Source organism: Streptomyces sp. NPDC051563, assembly GCF_044454225.1.
Classification (GTDB): domain Bacteria; phylum Actinomycetota; class Actinomycetes; order Streptomycetales; family Streptomycetaceae; genus Streptomyces.
On the sequence record NZ_JBITDL010000007.1, the window covers coordinates 197,888 to 215,135 of the forward strand.

At 73.6% G+C, this 17,248-nt stretch carries 8 protein-coding genes; 2 read left to right on the forward strand and 6 right to left on the reverse strand.

The genetic code is table 11. The annotated features are described in order from the left end of the window. Positions 1-434: 434 nt before the first annotated feature. Positions 435-1,226 (forward strand): transcriptional repressor LexA, encoded by a 792-nt coding sequence (lexA, locus tag ACIA8F_RS11220; RefSeq protein WP_356514215.1) that lies wholly within the window; start codon positions 435-437, stop codon positions 1,224-1,226. 108 nt (positions 1,227-1,334) lie between these two features. Here lexA and ACIA8F_RS11225 read toward each other — a convergent pair whose 3' ends face one another. From ACIA8F_RS11225 to ACIA8F_RS11245, 5 genes are all read right to left on the reverse strand, one after another. Further along, the gene (locus ACIA8F_RS11225; RefSeq protein WP_399378025.1) at positions 1,335-3,305 is read right to left on the reverse strand and encodes an ATP-dependent DNA helicase; all 1,971 of its coding nucleotides are present in this window, start codon (positions 3,303-3,305) and stop codon (positions 1,335-1,337) included. Between the two features lie 52 nt (positions 3,306-3,357). Continuing rightward, a complete protein-coding gene (locus ACIA8F_RS11230; protein ID WP_399378026.1) occupies positions 3,358-5,238 on the reverse strand; it encodes an IucA/IucC family protein in 1,881 nt (626 codons plus the stop codon). Between the two features lie 143 nt (positions 5,239-5,381). Then, entirely contained in the window at positions 5,382-6,113 is a 732-nt protein-coding gene (locus ACIA8F_RS11235) for a GNAT family N-acetyltransferase (protein WP_399378027.1), read from the reverse strand. Between the two features lie 31 nt (positions 6,114-6,144). Then, positions 6,145-7,950, reverse strand: coding sequence for an IucA/IucC family protein (locus ACIA8F_RS11240; RefSeq protein WP_399378028.1), 1,806 nt, complete (start codon positions 7,948-7,950; stop codon positions 6,145-6,147). A gap of 4,619 nt (positions 7,951-12,569) precedes the next feature. After that, positions 12,570-13,886 (reverse strand): diaminobutyrate--2-oxoglutarate transaminase family protein, encoded by a 1,317-nt coding sequence (locus ACIA8F_RS11245; RefSeq protein WP_399378081.1) that lies wholly within the window; start codon positions 13,884-13,886, stop codon positions 12,570-12,572. 535 nt (positions 13,887-14,421) lie between these two features. Between ACIA8F_RS11245 and ACIA8F_RS11250 the strand changes: the two genes are divergently transcribed. Further along, complete coding sequence (locus ACIA8F_RS11250) at positions 14,422-15,591, forward strand: hypothetical protein (RefSeq protein ID WP_399378029.1); 1,170 nt, start codon at positions 14,422-14,424, stop codon at positions 15,589-15,591. 80 nt (positions 15,592-15,671) lie between these two features. On the opposite strand, the gene hflX is transcribed toward ACIA8F_RS11250, so the two are convergent. Continuing rightward, a complete protein-coding gene (gene hflX / locus ACIA8F_RS11255) occupies positions 15,672-17,180 on the reverse strand; it encodes a GTPase HflX (protein ID WP_399378030.1) in 1,509 nt (502 codons plus the stop codon). Between the last annotated feature and the right edge of the window lie 68 nt (positions 17,181-17,248).

The following is a 17,248-nucleotide window of genomic DNA, read 5'->3' on the forward strand; positions in this document are numbered from 1 at the left end:
GAACGGCAGAGTCGAAGCTCTATCGGAGGCTCTCGAAGCAGCCACAAGCATATGCGATGTCGAGGGCCCCGGCAGACCGAGGACCACAACTTCTGGGTGGCAGCGCTCATCCAACCACTAGATCTTGGGTTGTGGTGGATTTACACCGCTCCGCGTGTCGCGGCGTCCGATGGCCGGATAACAGGCCCTGCGGTGCCACACTGGGCGCTGACCCGGACGGTGGCGACCCGACCCGGAAGGGTACCGTAAGCAGTGGCTCCGCAGCCGAACCCCCGTTCGGCCCGGAGGGCCCGCCGGCGCTCGTTCCATACACCCCGCGAATTGACCACGGTGGGTTATCTCCGATTTTTCACTCGAACGTGTGTTTGGCGCAACCTTTCGAAAGCAACTACCGTTGTCCAGCTAGGGAGAACATTTCGAGAGGGGCCGACGACGTGACCACCACCGCAGACAGTGCCACCATCACTGCCCAGAACCGCTCCCAGAGCCGACTTGAGCCGGTGCATGCCATGAATGACGCAAGCCTGAACCCGGAGGCGGAGCCCGTACGCCCCGCACGCTCGCTGCCAGGGCGACCTCCAGGCATCCGCGCCGACAGCTCCGGGCTCACGGACCGGCAGCGGAGGGTCATCGAGGTCATTCGCGACTCGGTGCAGCGGCGCGGCTACCCGCCGTCGATGCGGGAGATCGGCCAGGCGGTCGGCCTGTCCAGCACGTCTTCGGTGGCGCACCAGCTGATGGCCCTGGAGCGCAAGGGCTTCCTGCGCCGCGATCCCCACCGCCCCCGGGCGTACGAGGTGCGCGGCTCCGACCAGCCCAGCTCGCAGCCCACGGACACCACGGGCAAGCCCGCGGCCTCGTACGTGCCCCTGGTCGGCCGGATCGCGGCCGGCGGCCCGATCCTCGCCGAGGAATCGGTGGAGGACGTGTTCCCCCTCCCCCGCCAGCTCGTGGGTGACGGAGAGCTGTTCTGCCTCAAGGTCGTCGGCGACTCGATGGTCGAGGCCGCGATCTGTGACGGCGACTGGGTCACCGTCCGCCGCCAGCCCGTCGCGGAGAACGGCGACATCGTCGCCGCCATGCTCGACGGCGAGGCCACGGTCAAGCGCTTCAAGCGCGAGGACGGCCATGTCTGGCTGCTCCCGCACAACGCCGCCTACCAGCCGATCCCCGGCGACGAGGCCACCATCCTCGGCAAGGTCGTGGCGGTACTGCGCCGGCTCTGACTGCCCGCGCCCCCATCCAGCTCCGGGACCTACTGCGCCGGTCCCGGAGCTGCTTCGTGTCTGACGGGCCCTCGCACTGCCCGCCTTCGCTCTTCCTTCTGCTTCCTTCTACTTGTCCTCGGCCGTCGCCGCGGCGTCGATCGCGGCCAGCGAGCGACGGACCTGATTGCGGTCCGTGGTGTACCAGAAGTCCGGCAGTGTGGCCCGCAGGAAGCTCCCGTACCGGGCCGTGGCCAGCCGGGGGTCCAGGACCGCCACGACGCCCTTGTCTCCGGTGGCCCGGACGAGCCGCCCCGCACCCTGGGCCATGAGCAGGGCCGCGTGCGTCGCCGCGACGGACATGAAGCCGTTCCCGCCGTGCTCCTCGACCGCCTTCTGCCGGGCGCTCATGAGCGGGTCGTCGGGACGCGGGAACGGAATCCTGTCCATGATCACCAACTGGCAGCTGGGCCCCGGCACGTCCACGCCCTGCCACAGCGACAGGGTTCCGAACAGGCAGGTCTTCGGATCCGCGGCGAAGGCCTTGATCAGCTCGCCGAGGGTCTCCTCGCCCTGGAGCAGGATCGGGTTCTCGAGCCGGCCGCGCAGCTCCTCCGCGGCGGCCTTCGCCCCGCGCATGGAGGAGAACAGCCCGAGGGTGCGGCCGCCCGCAGCCTCGATCAGCTCCGCGAGCTCGTCCATCATGTCGCCCCGGGTGCCCTCGCGGCCGGGGGTGGCCAGGTGCTTGGCGACGTAGAGGATGCCCTGCTTGGGGTAGTCGAAGGGCGAGCCGACGTCGAGGCCCTTCCACTGCGGCACGTCCTCGCCCTCGACGCCCTCCGGGGACAGGCCCATCGACGCCGCCACCCCGTTGAAGTCGCCGCCGAGCTTGAGGGTCGCCGAGGTCAGGACCACCGAGCGCTCCGCGAACAGCTTCTCCCGCAGCAGGCCGGACACCGACAGCGGAGCCACCCGGAGGGTGGCGCCGAAGCGGTCGTGGCGTTCGTACCAGACCACGTCGTACTCGGAGCCCTGCGTGATCCGCTCCGCCACCCCGTGCACGCTCTCCACCGCGGCGAGCGCCTGCTTGCGGACGGCGTCCTCGTCGTGGACGGACTTGTCCCGCGTGGTGCCGATCGCCGAGATCACGCTGCGCGCGGCGTCCCGCAGGGCCATCAGCGCGTAGCCGAGGTCCTCGGGGATCTCCTCGAGGCGGCCGGGGAGGGCCAGCTCCATGACCCGCTCGAAGGTCTCGGACGCGGTCTGCAGGGAGTCGGCGGTCTTCTCGTCGACCAGCTTCGCCGCGCGCTTGACGGCGCGGTTGACCTGCCCCGGGGTGAGCTCCCCCGTGGCGACGCCGGTCACCCGGGACACCAGCTCGTGGGCCTCGTCGACGATCAGCACCTCGTGCTGCGGGAGGACCGGGGCCCCCTCGATGGCATCGATGGCGAGGAGCGCGTGGTTGGTGACGACCACGTCCGCGAGCTTGGCCCGCTCGCGGGCGGCCTCCGCGAAGCACTCCGCGCCGTACGCGCACTTCGTGGCACCAAGGCATTCGCGGGAGGAGACGGAGATCTGCGCCCAGGCCTTGTCGGAGACGCCCGGGGTGAGGTCGTCGCGGTCGCCCGTCTCGGTCTCGTCCGCCCAGTCGCGCAGCCGCAGCAGGTCCTGGCCGAGCTTGCTGGTCGGGGTGGCCGCCTCGAACTGGTCGAAGAGGCCCTCCTCCTCGTCCTGCGGCGCGCCCTCGTGCAGACGGTGCAGACAGAGGTAGTTGGAGCGGCCCTTGAGCATGGCGAACTGCGGGCGGCGGCGGAGCTGCGGATGCAGCGCCTCCACCGTCCGGGGCAGGTCGCGCTCGACGAGCTGGCGCTGGAGGGCCAGCGTCGCCGTGGCCACGACCACGCGCTCGCCGTGCGCGAGGGCCGGCACCAGGTAGCCGAGGGACTTGCCCGTGCCGGTACCGGCCTGGATGAGGCGGTGGGAGTTGTCGTCGATCGCTTCGGCGACGGCTTCGGCCATGGCCACCTGGCCGGGCCGCTCCGTGCCGCCGACGGCGGAGACGGCGGCGTGCAGCAGGTCGGGGAGGGAGGGCTTCGTCATAGCAGTGCCAACCCTACGGGGCGCCGCCGACAGTGACCGCACCGGCGAGCGGTCATGGCCGGTGGAGGGGGTTCGCCGCGGTGCCGTACCGCACGGCGTGGGGGCGGTCGGGCCGGTCGCGGTAGCCGTCCTCGTAGAGCCGGTTCCTGTTCAGGCAGAGCCGCTCGATGCGTTCACCGAGGAGGTCGAAGAGCTCGTAGCGCTCCTTGAGCTCCGGGAAGCGGGCCTGGTGGCGCAGGATCTCCGCCCGTACGAGGGACCAGAACGTGTCCTCCGGGACCCCGAGCCGGTCCTCGCAGAGCGCGGACAGGTAGCGGAAGACGCCGACGAAGAGCCCGGAGTGGATGAACTGGGGCAGGAAGTCCGCGGGCTCGGTGAGCAGGACCGCGCGGACCTCGTCGGGCACGTCCGCCAGCTCGGGCAGCGGTTCGGCACTGATGTTGACGTCGTCCACGAAGTCCTTGACCGCGAGCCGGACCGGGACATCGTGCTCGTCGAAGATCACGATGGTGTTCTCGCCGTGCGGGGAGAACACGGTGCCGTAGCGGTAGAGGAAGCGGAGCAGCGGCGGCAGCAGGGCGGCGAAGAGCCGCTGGAGCCAGACCGCGGGGGTCAGACCGGAGCGGGCGACGAGCTCGGCGGTGAAGGACCGGCCGCGGGGATCGGTGTGCAGGAGCGAGGAGAGGGTGCGGGCCCGCTCGCCGGGGGCGAGGTGCCGGCTCAGCGGCTCGCGCCAGATCGCGCCGAGGAGCTCCTTGTACTGGTACGGGACTTCGGGCAGCGCGTCGTAGACGGGGTGGCGGACCGTGACGGAGGCGACCTCGCCGAGCAGGACCACTCCGCATTCCTCGCGGAGGAAGGGGTCGCCGTCGCGCAGGGAGTGGATCCAGGCGGTGACGGCGGGCGCCGCGAGGGCCAGGTCCGAGGGCAGGCCGCGCCAGACCATGGTGTTGAGGACGGAGAGCGGCAGTTTCACGCTGTGACGGTCGGGGCGGGTGAGGTTGAGGAAGGTGCGGATCGACTGCTGCGGCAGGCGGAGGTCGGGGTCCGCGGGGAGCGGGACCAGGGTGCCGTCGGCGAGGGCCGGGGCGAAGAGGGGCAGGAGGACCTCGTCCCACTGCCAGGGGTGGACGGGGAGGTAGAGGTAGCCGAGCGGGTCGAGGCCGCGGTCGCGCAGGGTCCGGTCGAAGAGGGCGCGGGTGACGGGGTCGAGCTCGGCCGAGTAGAGGCGGGCGGGGTCTTCCAGGCCGGCGGTGCCCCGGTAGTGCGCGAGGGAGGTGTGGGCGGCGAGCCAGGGCAGGCGCTGCGCGGTGCGGGCCTCGGGCGCCCAGGCCGCGGTGTCGGAGGCGGAGAGGCCGATCCGCCCCTTGTTGAGGACGAGCCAGGGGTGTCCGGTCTGGTGGCCTTCGAGGGACGCGTAGTCGAGGTCGGCCAGGACGTCCGCGGTGAGTGCGGTGTGGTCGATGCGGGCGTCGGCCGCGAGCGTGGCGCTGAGCTCGCGGACGAGGTGGCCGAGGGTGGCGCCGTCGAGGCGGAGGAGGGTGCGCGCGCGGATGAGGAAGGCGTACGGATCCCCGAAGGCGGTCGGGGCCGCGGTCGGCGGGCCGGAGGGGCCGGGCTGCGGGGTGAGCGTGATCGTGTCGGGTGTGACGTGCCAGCTGCCGTACGAGCGGCGGCGGGCCCGGAAGCCGAGACTGCTGCCGTCGTCGAGGGTCAGCGTCCAGGCGTCACCGGAGGCGGCGGGAACGGGGACCGGGGTGATGATCTCCTCGTACGCGAACTCGCCGAGCATCTTGGCGAGCAGGCGGCGGGCAGCGAAGTCCCAGGTAAGCCGGTTCAGTTCGGGCGGCGTGCAGGGGTGCTGGGGCGACGGGGGCACGGAGTCCGGGAGGTGGGGGCCTGGGGAGTCGGGGGCTGCGGGGAAGTTCTGCACGGGACTCCTCAGGTTCGGGAACTTTCCTGCGTGACGCAGAGTTTTCGAGGTGAGAGGTACGGGAAGTAAAGGGATGTACTGGAACGGGCGGGTCGGGCTGGACGGGGGGCCGGGCGGCGGTGCGGTGCGGTGCGGTGCGGTGCTCAGAGGAGATTGCGCAGTGCCCGTTCGCGGACCATCAGGGCGGCTCGTTTGCCGGGCAGTTCGATCTCGGCGGGGCAGCGGAAGCCGGAGTTCAGGAAGGCTGATACGGAGGGGGTGTTGCGGATGTCCGGTTCGGCGATGACGCGCATGCAGCGGGGACGGTTGTCGAGCACCAGGTCGGCGACGGCGCGCAGGAGCGCGGTGCCCAGACCGCGGCCTCGGTTCATGCCGTCTCCGATGAGCAGGTGGATACCCGTGTCGTGGGGGCGCGCCGGGTAGTACGCGGAGAGCGGGTCGAGGTCGGCCCGGTAGATCTCCCAGTAGCTCATCGGCGTGCCGTCGAGGAGGCCGAGGCACGGGATGCTGCGGCTGTCTCCGGCCTGCTGCGCCCATACGTGGGCGGCGGTGACCCCGGCCGGGCCGGCGAGTTCCCAATAGGCGTCCACCTGCGGGTCGTTCATCCAGCCGGTGAGCAGGTCCAAGTCCCGGTCGAGCCGTACCGGTTCGAGGTGGAAGACACCGGACCTCGTCGTCACGCCGCCCCAGGCCGCCGGGGAGTCGAGCAGATCGGCTTCGGCGAGCCGGGGCAGCGACTCGGCGTTGAGCCGCGGCGGGGGCGTGCGGTACGCCTCGGAGCCGAGCACATCGGTGCGGGCCGTATCGCTCCAGGCCGCATCGGTGCGGGCCATATCGGCGAGGAGCACGCCGGTGTGGAAGTCGGTGGAGGGCATCGGGGCTCTTCTCCGTTTCGGTGCTGACGCGTCAGTCGTGAAGGGGGTTGGCGATGGTGACGTAGACGGACTGGGTGTCGACGGGGCCGACGAGCTCGTCCAGGCCTCCGAGGCGGGTGAGCAGATTCGCCTTGCAGCGCAGGGTGGGCGAGTCGAGCAGCCGCTCGGGGAGCGGGCCGAGGTCCCTGGCCTTGCCGAGGAAACGACGGAAGGCGGCCAGCAGGACGCTTTCGTCGGCGAGCCGTTGGGATCCGAAGGCCCCGATGAGACCGAGCACGTTGTTGATGCCGAGGTAGTAGGCGAAGCGTTCGTCGGTCACGGCGTCGGAGACGAAGGTGTCGCTCGTGGCGCCGATTCCGGGGAGCCGGCGCTCCAGTTCCGCGCGGCGGGATGCGCGGAAGTAGTAGCCCTGGTTGTCGCGGTAGCGGCCGCCGACCGGCCAGCCGGCCGGGTCGAGGAGGACCAGCGTGTTCTGCTGGTGCGCTTCGAGGGCGATGCCGGCGAGCGCGTCGAAGGCGAGGACCGGCAGGACGACGTGTTCGAGGTAACGCAGGAACCACTCGGCGGCGACGGCGGAGGTCGTCCGTCCGGTGGTGGCGGCGAGCCGCGAGACGGTCTCGGCGAGCCGGGAGCTCATCGTGGTCCGCCCGGGCCACGGGCGGGGTGCGGTGAGTGCGGCGATGCAGAGGGCATCGTCGCCCGGTCGGAAGGGGTTGTGACGGAGCAGGACGTCGAGTCCGGGGACGGGTGCACCGTCCGGGGCGTCGACGGCGGCCCATGCGGGATCGCGGACGATGTCGAAGCCGGGGTGGGCGGACTGCCACCGCTCGGCGAGCCCGGTGCGGAGCAGCCGGTGCACCTCGATGCCGCGGTGGAGTTCCTTGCGGAGGTTCTCCCGCCGGGAGTTGGTGATGCGCAGGCCGAGGGAGAGCTTGAGCATCGCGGGAGTGCCGGGCCGGTGGACGGTGCGGATGGAGGAGGTCGGATACCAGGGGGCGCCGTACGGGCCCAGGTCGTGCAGGAGTCCCGCGTCGCTGAGGGCGGCGACCGCGGGGCGCTGGAGCAGGTCGCGAGCCTGCCAGGGGTGAAGGGGAAGGGGGGTGGCGCCGTCGGGCACCGGAAGCCCGGGTGCGAGCCGGCCCAGGAGCCGGGCGGCGGAGACGGGCCGGCCGCGCTCGGTCCAGGCGGAGTCGCTGGCGAGGGCGGCGGGGGCGACCGCCACCCAGTGCAGGGGGAAGGAGCCGTGCAGTTCGGGTGAGTAGCGGCGCACCTCGGCTTCGGAGAGCCCCTCGCGGCTCTTCGGCGTCGGGTGCAGCGGGTGGCCGAGGAGGAGGGACTGTTCGGCGGTGAGGAACAGGTCCGCGGCGACGGGGCCCGGCGCGGCCGGGCGTTGGCGGCGGTCGGTGATGAACTCGGCGGTCCTGCGCACCGAGTCGGCGACCCGCCCGACGAGGTCGGCCCCAGCGTGGGCGCTCCCGCCTTCACGGGAGATCAGCGAGGCGAGCGTGACCGCGTCCACGGCGGGGGCGTCGGCGGGCACGCCCTGGATGCGGGCTGGGCCGAAGCGGTGCCAGCCGGCGGCCGACCAGTAACAGATGGCGACGAGCAGGGCCGTGCCCGAAGCGGGGAGGGGGATGCGCAGGACGGAACCGGCGGGCTGTTCGAGTCCGGTCTCGCGGACCCAGCAGCGGAGCAGGTTCTCCACCGAGGCCGCCTCGGCGGCAACCCCTGGGTCGGGATGGTCCAGCGGGTCGGCCGCTCCCGCGCGGGGCCGGACGGTGCCGTCCTTCTGCCGTGGCACCGCGGCAGGCGGCTGCTCGGCCGGCGGCCAGGGCATGCCCGCAGTCGGCATGCCCTGAAGCCCACCCGCGGGACCGGCGGAGCCGTCTCCCGACCCCGGCGCCGCGGCCCGCTCCCCCGTTTCGGCTGCGCCGCGCCACGGGGCCACGGCGTCCTGGGCGGCGGGGGGCGTACCCATGGCACCCGGGCCGGAAGGCGCCCCCTCGGAAGGCCCGGTCGACACGACCTCGCCCTGCCCTCCGGAGGACAGCTCGCCCGCACGCCCCGGGCCCGGCCGTGCCGGGTCGGCCGAAGACCCGGACCCGGCCATCGCTCCCGGAACCCCCACCCCGGGCCACCCGGCAGAACCCCCCGAGGAGTCCCCGCCCGGCAGCCCCTCGCCCGGCCCCGCCGGACCACCGCCGAGGTCAGCCCCGGAATCCGGCTGCGCAGCCCCAGCCCCCGAGGCCCCACCGAGCACCGTCACCCCGGGCCCCGCCACAGCACCGGCCAACGGGGGCCACGCGGTGGCCGCGGCTGAAGCCCCACCCGGCACGACCGCATCGGCGGAAGCCCGGGGGGAACCGTCTGCCGCAGCGAGCAAGGGCGGCCACGCGGTGGGAGGAGATGTCGGCACACCGGCGACGACCTGATCGACGGAAGGCCGGCGGGAACCGTCCGCCGGAGCAAGCAACGGGGGCCACGCAGTAGGAGGAGGCGTCGCCCCGGCGGGGATGGCCGGATCGGCGTAAGGCCGGGGAGAACCGTCCGCCGCAGCGAGCAACGGGGGCCGCGCGGCAGGAGTGGTCTCAGAGGGAGGTCGGGGGGAACCGTCCGCGGTGGAGAGCACCGGCGGCCCTGCGGCGGGAGGAGACATCTGTCCTGCGGCAACGGCCGGATCGACGGAAGGCTGCGGGGAACCGTCCATCGGAACAGGAAGGGGCGTCGGCCCTGCGGCCATGGCCGGATCGGCGGAGGGCTGAGGAGAGCGGTCCGCCGCAGCGTGCAGGGGCGGCCACGCAGTGGGGGCGGGCGAGGTTCCACCAGGCACGGCCGGATCGGCGGAGGGCGGGGAAGAACGTTCCGCTGAAGCGAGTGGCGGCTGCCATGCCGGGGCGGCGGGCAGAGGCCGGCCGCCCGGGGCCACGAGCGAAGCGGGCGACTCGGCTCGGTGCGCGGCAACGGAAGGCGCCGGGTCCGGCCTGACGGTCGAGGCGAGGGAAGGAGCGGGGGCGGAAGCAGCGGGGTCGGGGCTGACCGGGGGCTGCACGGCTGAAGCCGCCTGTGGGGCCGGGGCCGCCGGGGAGGTCTGGACCGCCGGGGCCGGGGCCGCCAAGGAAGCCTGGACCGTCGTGGCCTGGGCCGTTTGTGGGGCCGGAGACGGTTCTGAGGCCGGGGCCGGGCTCGGACTGGGAGCAGTGGGCTCGGTACCGGAAGGGTCCGCCAGCCGGGTCCGTGGATTGCCGGTGGAGGCTGTCAGGGACGGTGACGGGAGGCCGGACGGAGGCGGCGTCGGCCCGGCTCCGGGAGTCTGGCCGGACGGAGGCGTAGGGGTGGATCCCAGGGTCGGGGTCGACGGCGGCATGGGCGCGGATCCTAGGGTCGGGGCTGACGGCGATGTGGGCCGGGCTGGGTCTACTGGAGCTGGCGCCGGCACGCTCTCGGCGGCGGACGGGGTTCCGGGAACGGCGGCCGGGGATGGCTCTGGGAGCCCAGTGGAGGCGATGGGGAGCAGCGAAGGCCAGTGCCCGGTCACCGCAGTCGAACTCCGGGCGGCCCCTGAGGGTGCCGCGACCATGGAAGGCTCCGCGGGAGCAACGACTGACTCCGCTGAGCGGGGCCCGGCGGTCTCCTCCGGTACGAGGCGTGGTGGGGCGCCGACGGGGAGGGGCGCGTGCCCGTACCCGGGGGCGGAGGCCGAGGCCTGGGCGTCCGAAGAGGCCACCGAACCGCCCCCTGCACCGGGTGGCGTGCCCGGGGCCGCTGGCGACTTCGCCGATGGAGCGACGGGCACCGGCTGCGGCAGCACGGCGGCGGGCGAGGAAGCCGATGACGCGAGTGGATCAGTGCGCACCGGGATCGACGGCAGGGGTCCAGCCGGAGCGCACCGTGGCGGTTCAGCGGCCGCCGAAGCGGGGGGCACGGGAACAGCCGACGGATGCAACGAAGCCGGCCGGTCAGCCGGCTCCGACCGCGGCAGCACGGAGGCAGGCTCCCCATCCGGTGCCAGAGGGGCGGACTCCGCGGAGGCGAGCGGCGGCCGTACCGGATCGGCGGCGGGCGCAGGGAGCGACGAGCCCGGGCGGTCAGTGGCCTCCGTCTGCGGAGGGGCGGGGGCAATCGGAGAGGCCGCTGGCGCCATCGGCCCGGGTCGCATCGGCGGCGGCGTGGGGCCGGCCGGAGCGAAGGGGGACGGCCCCAACGGATCGGCAGCCACCGACGCGGGGGGCGCTGAAGCCGCCGCAGGGACAGGGGCTGCCCGGAAGCCGGGAGAGGCCAATGGGTCGACGGGCATCGGCGCGGGCTCGGCGGGAGCCCGCGGGGAACGAGGCGGTGAGGTGGGCACCGGCGGCGGGTTGGACGCGGCCTGAGGGGGTGGGGACCCGGGCGAAGTGGCGAGCGGATCGGGCGCGGCCGCAGCGGAGGCCGACGGTGGTGGGGAGCCGAACGGAGCCGGGGGCGGGGCCGTGGCAGCGGCGGCTGGAGTCTGTGGCAACTGTGGCGGGTTGACACGTGGCTGCACGGAGGAGCGCGGCGGGAGGGCGGACCCCATGGGAGTGACGGACGGGGCCGACGGCGCCGTGGGGGTAAGGGGAGGAAGGCCGGCGTCCAAAGCTCCGGGCGGTGACACCGCGGACGGCGCCCACGGGCGCTCAGGGCCAGAGGACTTGGGTGGGAGCACCGTCGGCGGAAGGGTGGGGTCCAGCGCAGCGGACGGCAGCAGCGTCGGCATGGTGGACGGGACTGACGGTTGAAAGAAGCCCGAGCCACCAGCCGACGGCATCACAGTGGCCCCGGACGAGAGGGCCGAGTCCAAGCTGCGGGGCGGCGGGGCCGCAGGAAGGACGGGACCCGAGGCGCTGGGCGATGGCTCCCTCGGAGTGGACATCGGGAGCGCGGGGTCCAACGCATCGGAGGGCAGGACCGACTGCACCTTGGACGAGGCCGAGGCTTCAGTGAGGCCCGAGACGCCAGGCGAGGACACCTCGGGAAGCCCCCGCGAGAGACCGGATTCCAAGCCGCTGGGCGGCGGAACCACAGGAAGGGTGGGACCCAAGGCCTCGGGCAACGGCACCGTCGGGGTCTGCGACAGGAGGGTGGGGTCCAAGACGCCGGGCGGCGGCACAGGGGTGGCCCCAGGCGAGATAGCGGAGTCCGAGGCGCAAGGCGGCGAGGCCGCGGGAAGGTTGGAGCCCGGGGCCCCGGGCGACGGCACTGCGGAGGCCACCGTGGGGAGGGCGGAGTCCCGTGCTGGGGGAAGCGGGACCGTAGGCATTGCGGACGAGGTCGAACGGTGTGCCGGGGCCGAGGCCCCATGCGGCGGCGCCGTGGCTGCCGCCGGAAGGGCGGAGCTCGGTGCGCAGGGCGGCGGGACCGCGGGCAGGCCGGGATCCGAGACACCGGGCCGCAGCAGTGTGGGAACCGCCGCCGGGAAGGCCTGGCCCGAGGCGCCGGATGGCGCCGGGGCCGGCGAGAGGTCAGCGCCCAGGGCCCCGGGCGGCAGCGCAGTAGGCGGGTCCGTCGGGCAAGCCGGGCCGGAGATGCCGGAAGGGGGCGGGGGCGACGGGAAGACCGGGTCCAGGCCACCGGGCCACATCGCCGTCGGCGCGTCGGACAGGAGCGCCGGGCCCGAGGTCCCTGGCGGGGTCGACGAGACGGACGGGCCCAAGCCACCAGACGCAACCACCACGGGGGCGGCCGCCGGGAGGGCTGCGGTCTGGGCGTCGGGCCGCAACACACTGGGCACGGTCGGTGAGAGGGCCGGAGCCGAGATGCCCGACGCGGGCGGGGCCGCCGAGAGAGCCGGTCCCCCGCCGCCGGACACCACCACCGCAGGGGCGGCCAGCGGAAGGGACGAGGCCGAGGCATCGGGCCGCAGCACCGTAGGCGCGGCCAACCGGGCAGCCGGGTCCGGGGCGCCGGGCGGGGCCGGGGCCGGGGTCGCTGAGAGAGCCGGGCCCGGCGCGCCGGGCGGCAGCACCTCGGGGGCGGTCGCCGGGAGCGCCGGGCCCGAGGTGTCTGGCGGGCTCGACCGGACGGTCGGGCCCAGGCCGCCGGGCGGAAGCGCATCGGGGGCGGTCGGGGGGAGGGACGAGGCCGGAGTGCCGGAGGCCAGACCGCCGGAGACCGGGGCGCCCGAAGCCGGGGGGCCGGAAGCCAGACCGCCAGAGACCGCGGCGCCCGAAGCCGGGGGGCCGGAAGCCAGACCGCCAGAGACCGCGGCGCCCGAAGCCGGGGGGCCGGAAGCCAGACCGCCAGAGACCGCGGGGCCGGGAGCCGCCGTGCCGGAAGCCCCAGTGCCGGAAACCGCGGCGCCCGAAGCCAGACCACCGGAAACCGCGGTGCCGGACATCAGACCACCGGAAACCGCGGGGCCGGAAGCCCCCGTGCCCGGTGTCGGGGCGTTGGTGGGCGGGGGTGGGGAGGTGGGGTGGAGGGGGGCGGGCATTGGGGTCCTTAGCGGCGGGTGGCGGCGGTGAGGGCGTCGGCGAGGCGGTCGAGGACGGCCGCGGCCTGTTCGTCGGTCAGGGTGAGAGGGGGGAGGAGGCGGACGACGCTGGAGTGGCGGCCGCCGAGTTCGACGATCAGGCCGCGGTCCAGGCAGGCCTGGCGGACGGCCACGGCCACCTCGGGCGAGGCTTCCCCGGTCTCGGGGTCGGCCAGTTCGACGCCGATCATCAGCCCGCGGCCCCGTACGTCCGCCACGCACGGGTGCGACGGGATCAGGCCGCGCAGGGCGGCGAGCATGTGCGCGCCCAGGGTTCGGGCGCGCTCCGCGAGGCCGTTCTCCCGGACGTAGGCCAGCGTCGCGGTGCCCGCCGCCATGGCGAGCTGGTTGCCGCGGAAGGTGCCGGCGTGGGCGCCGGGGGCCCACTGGTCCAGCTCCGCCCGGTACACGATCACCGCGAGCGGCAGGCTGCCCCCGATGGCCTTGGAGAGCACCATGACGTCGGGGACGACCCCCGCGTGATCGACCCCCCAGAAGGCACCGGTGCGCCCGACCCCCGTCTGGACCTCGTCGGCGATCAGCGGGATCCCCCGCTCCGCCGTGATCTGCCGCATCCTGCGCAGCCAGGCGTCGGGGGCGGGGTGGACGCCGCCCTCTCCCTGGACGGGTTCGACGATCATCGCGGCGGGCGCGGACACCCCGCTCTTGGGGTCGTCGAGCAGGTTCCGCGTCCAACGGGCCGACAGCTCCGCCCCCTCGGCCCCGCCGACTCCGAACGGGCAGCGGTGGTCCTGCGGGTACGGCAGCCGGGTCACCCGTACGTCCGTGGCCCCGCCGGAGACGGCCAGCGCTCCCGCCGTCATTCCGTGGTAGGCGCCCGTGAAGGCGAGCATCCCGGACCGGCCGGTCGCGGTGCGGACGAGGGTGAGCGCGGCCTCCACCGCGTCCGTTCCGGCCGGTCCGCAGAACTGGATGCGGGCGTCCGCGGCCAGCTCCGCGGGCAGGTTGGCGAACAGCTCGGTGGTGAAGGCGTCCTTGACCGGGGTCGCCAGGTCCAGCACGTGCAGCGGAGCCCCCGAGTCGAGGACCCCGCGGATGGCTTCGAGTACCACCGGGTGGTTGTGGCCCAGGGCGAGGGTTCCGGCGCCGGAGAGGCAGTCGAGGTAGCGGCGCCCGTCCGCCCCCTCGATGGTCAGCCCCCGTGCGCGTACGGGCACGATGGGCAGGGAGCGCGCGTACGTCCGCGCCGCGGACTCCCGTTGGGCCTGCCTGCGCAGGATCCCCTCGCCCGCGGCCGCACCCGGGCCGGGGGCCGCCCCCGCCAACTGCCCGTCGTCCCAGGCCCGGTCCCCCTGCCCCGGGACCTGCTCCCCTGCCGTGGCCTGCTCGCCCGTCCAAGCCCTCAAAGGCACGAGTGTCGCTCCTCCCGCACGGTTGCCCTTCCGGGGTGCGCTTCGAACACCCACGCTGCTCCCCCATCCCCCGTACGTACCAACGACGGTGGCGGCGACGGATCACGGGTGGGCCCAAGATCCTTGTCCGGCCCGGGGGTACGGCACTCCCCGCCTGGCATACGGCACTCCCCGCCTGGTATACGGCGCTCCCCGCCCGGTATACGGCGCTCCCCGCCCGGTGTACGGCAATCCCCGCCCGGTGTACGGCGCCCCGCGCCCGGGCTACGGCCCTCCACACCCGCAGTACCGCGCCCCGGTCCCGGGGGATCCCCTTCCGGCCCGCAGGGAACCGGTGCCCCGGGCTGTGCCGTCCCCCACGGCAGCGGCATAGTGGGGTGCTGCAACCCAGGCGCCCGCCTGCCCAGGCACCGTCCCGAACCAAGAACCATCCAGGGGGATTCACGACATGCGACCGATCCGACCGGTCACCGCGATCCTGTGCTCGGCCGCGCTCGCGCTGACCGCCGCGGCGTGCGGGCCCGGCGACGGTGAGACCGACGCCAAGCCGACCGTGGCGGCGAGCCTGCCCACCAGCCTCGACGGGGTGAAGATCCCGGACGGGCTCAAGGACAAGCTCAAGGAGCACGGCATAGACCTGGAGAAGTGGAAGGGGGGTGAGTGGAAGAACTGGAAGAAGGAGGACTGGCTCCGCGAGGCGGGCGACTACATCAACCCAATCATCGAGGACCTCTGGGACCCGGACCGGATGCGCGACGCCGACAAGACGCCGCAGCCGCCCGCCGTCGACCCGGACGCGGGCAAGGACCAGGGCGTCACCGACCCGACCCCGGCGCCGGTGGCCGCCAAGGCCGCGACCCCGCCCTACCACCAGAGCGTCCCCGCCTCCGGCAAGGTCTTCTTCGACGGGCCCGAGGGATCGATGGTCTGCTCGGCGACCGTGGTCAAGGACCCCGCGCACCCCGGCAAGTCCAACATGGTCTGGACGGCCGGCCACTGCGTGCACGCGGGCAAGGCCGGCGGCTGGTACCGCAACATCGCCTTCGTCCCGTCGTACAACAACAGCGGCAAGTCCGCGGCCGCGCTCAAGGGCGCGTCGCGCGAGGAAGTCGCCCCGTACGGCGTGTGGTGGAGCGACTGGGCGCAGACCTCCGACCAGTGGATCGCGACCGGCGGTCCGACCGGCGGCGCGGGTGCCCCGTACGACTTCGCGGTGCTGCACGTGACCCCGGAGAAGGGTGGCGGCAAGTCCCTTGAGGAGACGGTCGGTACGGCGCTCCCGGTGGAGTTCAACGCCGCGGCCGCGCCCAAGATCGCGAAGATCACGGCCACCGGCTACCCGGCGGCTGCTCCGTTCGACGGCCAGAAGACCTTCCAGTGCGCCGACAAGCCGGGCCGGCTGTCGCTGAACGCGACGGACCCGACGATGTACCGCATCGGCTGCACGATGACCGGGGGTTCCTCGGGCGGCGGCTGGGTCGCGGCGGGCGCCGACGGCAAGCCGGCGCTGGTGTCGAACACCTCCATCGGCCCCGCCAAGGCGGGCTGGCTGGCCGGGCCCCGGCTGGGTCCGGAGGCGAAGGGCGTCTTCGACGCGGTGAGCGGCAAGTTCAAGTAGCCGCACCGGTACACCACCACACGACCGAGGGCCCCCGCTGCTGCGGGGGCCCTCGGTCGTTCATCCGGTGCGCGTCGGCGTCAGTGCTTGGCGAGTACGTACGGAGCGAACTCCGAGGCCAGTTCGGCGTGTACCCGTGCCTTGAGCAGGGTGCCCTCCTCGATGTGCTCCTCGGAGATCACCTCGCCCTCGGCGTGCGCCCGGGCGACGAGCCCGCCGCGCGTGTACGGCACCACGGCCTCGATCTCGATCGCCGGCCGCGGCAGCTCGTCGTCGATGAGCGCGAGGAGTTCCTCGATGCCCTGGCCCGTGCGCGCCGAGACGGCGATGGAGCGCTTCTCGATGCGCAGCAGACGCTGGAGCACCAGCGGGTCGGCCGCGTCCGCCTTGTTGATCACCACGATCTCGGGCACCTTGACGGCGCCGACCTCGCGGATGACCTCGCGGACCGCCGCCAGCTGCTCCTCCGGCGCCGGGTGCGAGCCGTCCACGATGTGCAGGATGAGGTCGGAGTCGCCGACCTCCTCCATCGTGGAGCGGAACGCCTCGACGAGGTGGTGGGGCAGGTGCCGGACGAAGCCGACCGTGTCGGCCAGGGTGTAGATCCGGCCGGACGGGGTCTCGGCCCGGCGCACGGTCGGGTCGAGGGTGGCGAACAGGGAGTTCTCCACCAGGACGCCCGCGCCCGTGAGGCGGTTGAGGAGTGAGGACTTGCCGGCGTTGGTGTATCCGGCGATGGCGACCGAGGGCACCTTGTTGCGGCGCCGTTCCTGCCGCTTGATGTCGCGGCCGGTCTTCATCTCCGCGATCTCCCGGCGCATCTTCGCCATCTTCTCGCGGATACGCCGCCGGTCGGTCTCGATCTTGGTCTCACCGGGACCGCGCGTGGCCATGCCGCCACCGCCGCCGCCACCCATCTGCCGGGACAGCGAGGCACCCCAGCCGCGCAGTCGCGGCAGCATGTACTGCATCTGCGCGAGCGCGACCTGCGCCTTGCCCTCCCGGGACTTGGCGTGCTGGGCGAAGATGTCGAGGATGAGGGCGGTCCGGTCGACCACCTTCACCTTGACGACGTCTTCGAGGGCGATGAGCTGGCCGGGGCTGAGCTCGCCGTCGCAGACGACGGTGTCGGCGCCGCTCTCCATCACGATGTCGCGCAGCTCGCGGGCCTTGCCGGAACCGATGAAGGTGGCCGGGTCGGGCTTGTCACGGCGCTGGATCACTCCGTCGAGCACGAGTGCGCCCGCGGTCTCGGCGAGGGCGGCGAGCTCCGCGAGGGAGTTGTCGGCGTCCTGCACCGTGCCGGAGGTCCACACGCCGACGAGGACGACCCGCTCCAGGCGGAGCTGGCGGTACTCGACCTCGGTGACGTCCTCGAGCTCGGTGGAGAGGCCGGCCACGCGGCGCAGGGCCGCGCGCTCGGAGCGCTCGTACTGGGCGCCGTCCCTGTCTCCGTCGATCTCGTGGCTCCAGGCGACGTCCTCTTCCATCAGGGCGTCGGCCCGAAGGCTCTCGGTGAAGCTCTGCGGATCCGGCGCACCCTGTGCGTCGTCCCGCGCGTCCTGGGAAGGGGAAGAAGAGGAGGTCATTGGATCCTTACGTCGTTTTCGAATGCGTCCGCGTCAGGTGAAGCGGAGCCAAGGCCAAAGCTACTCCC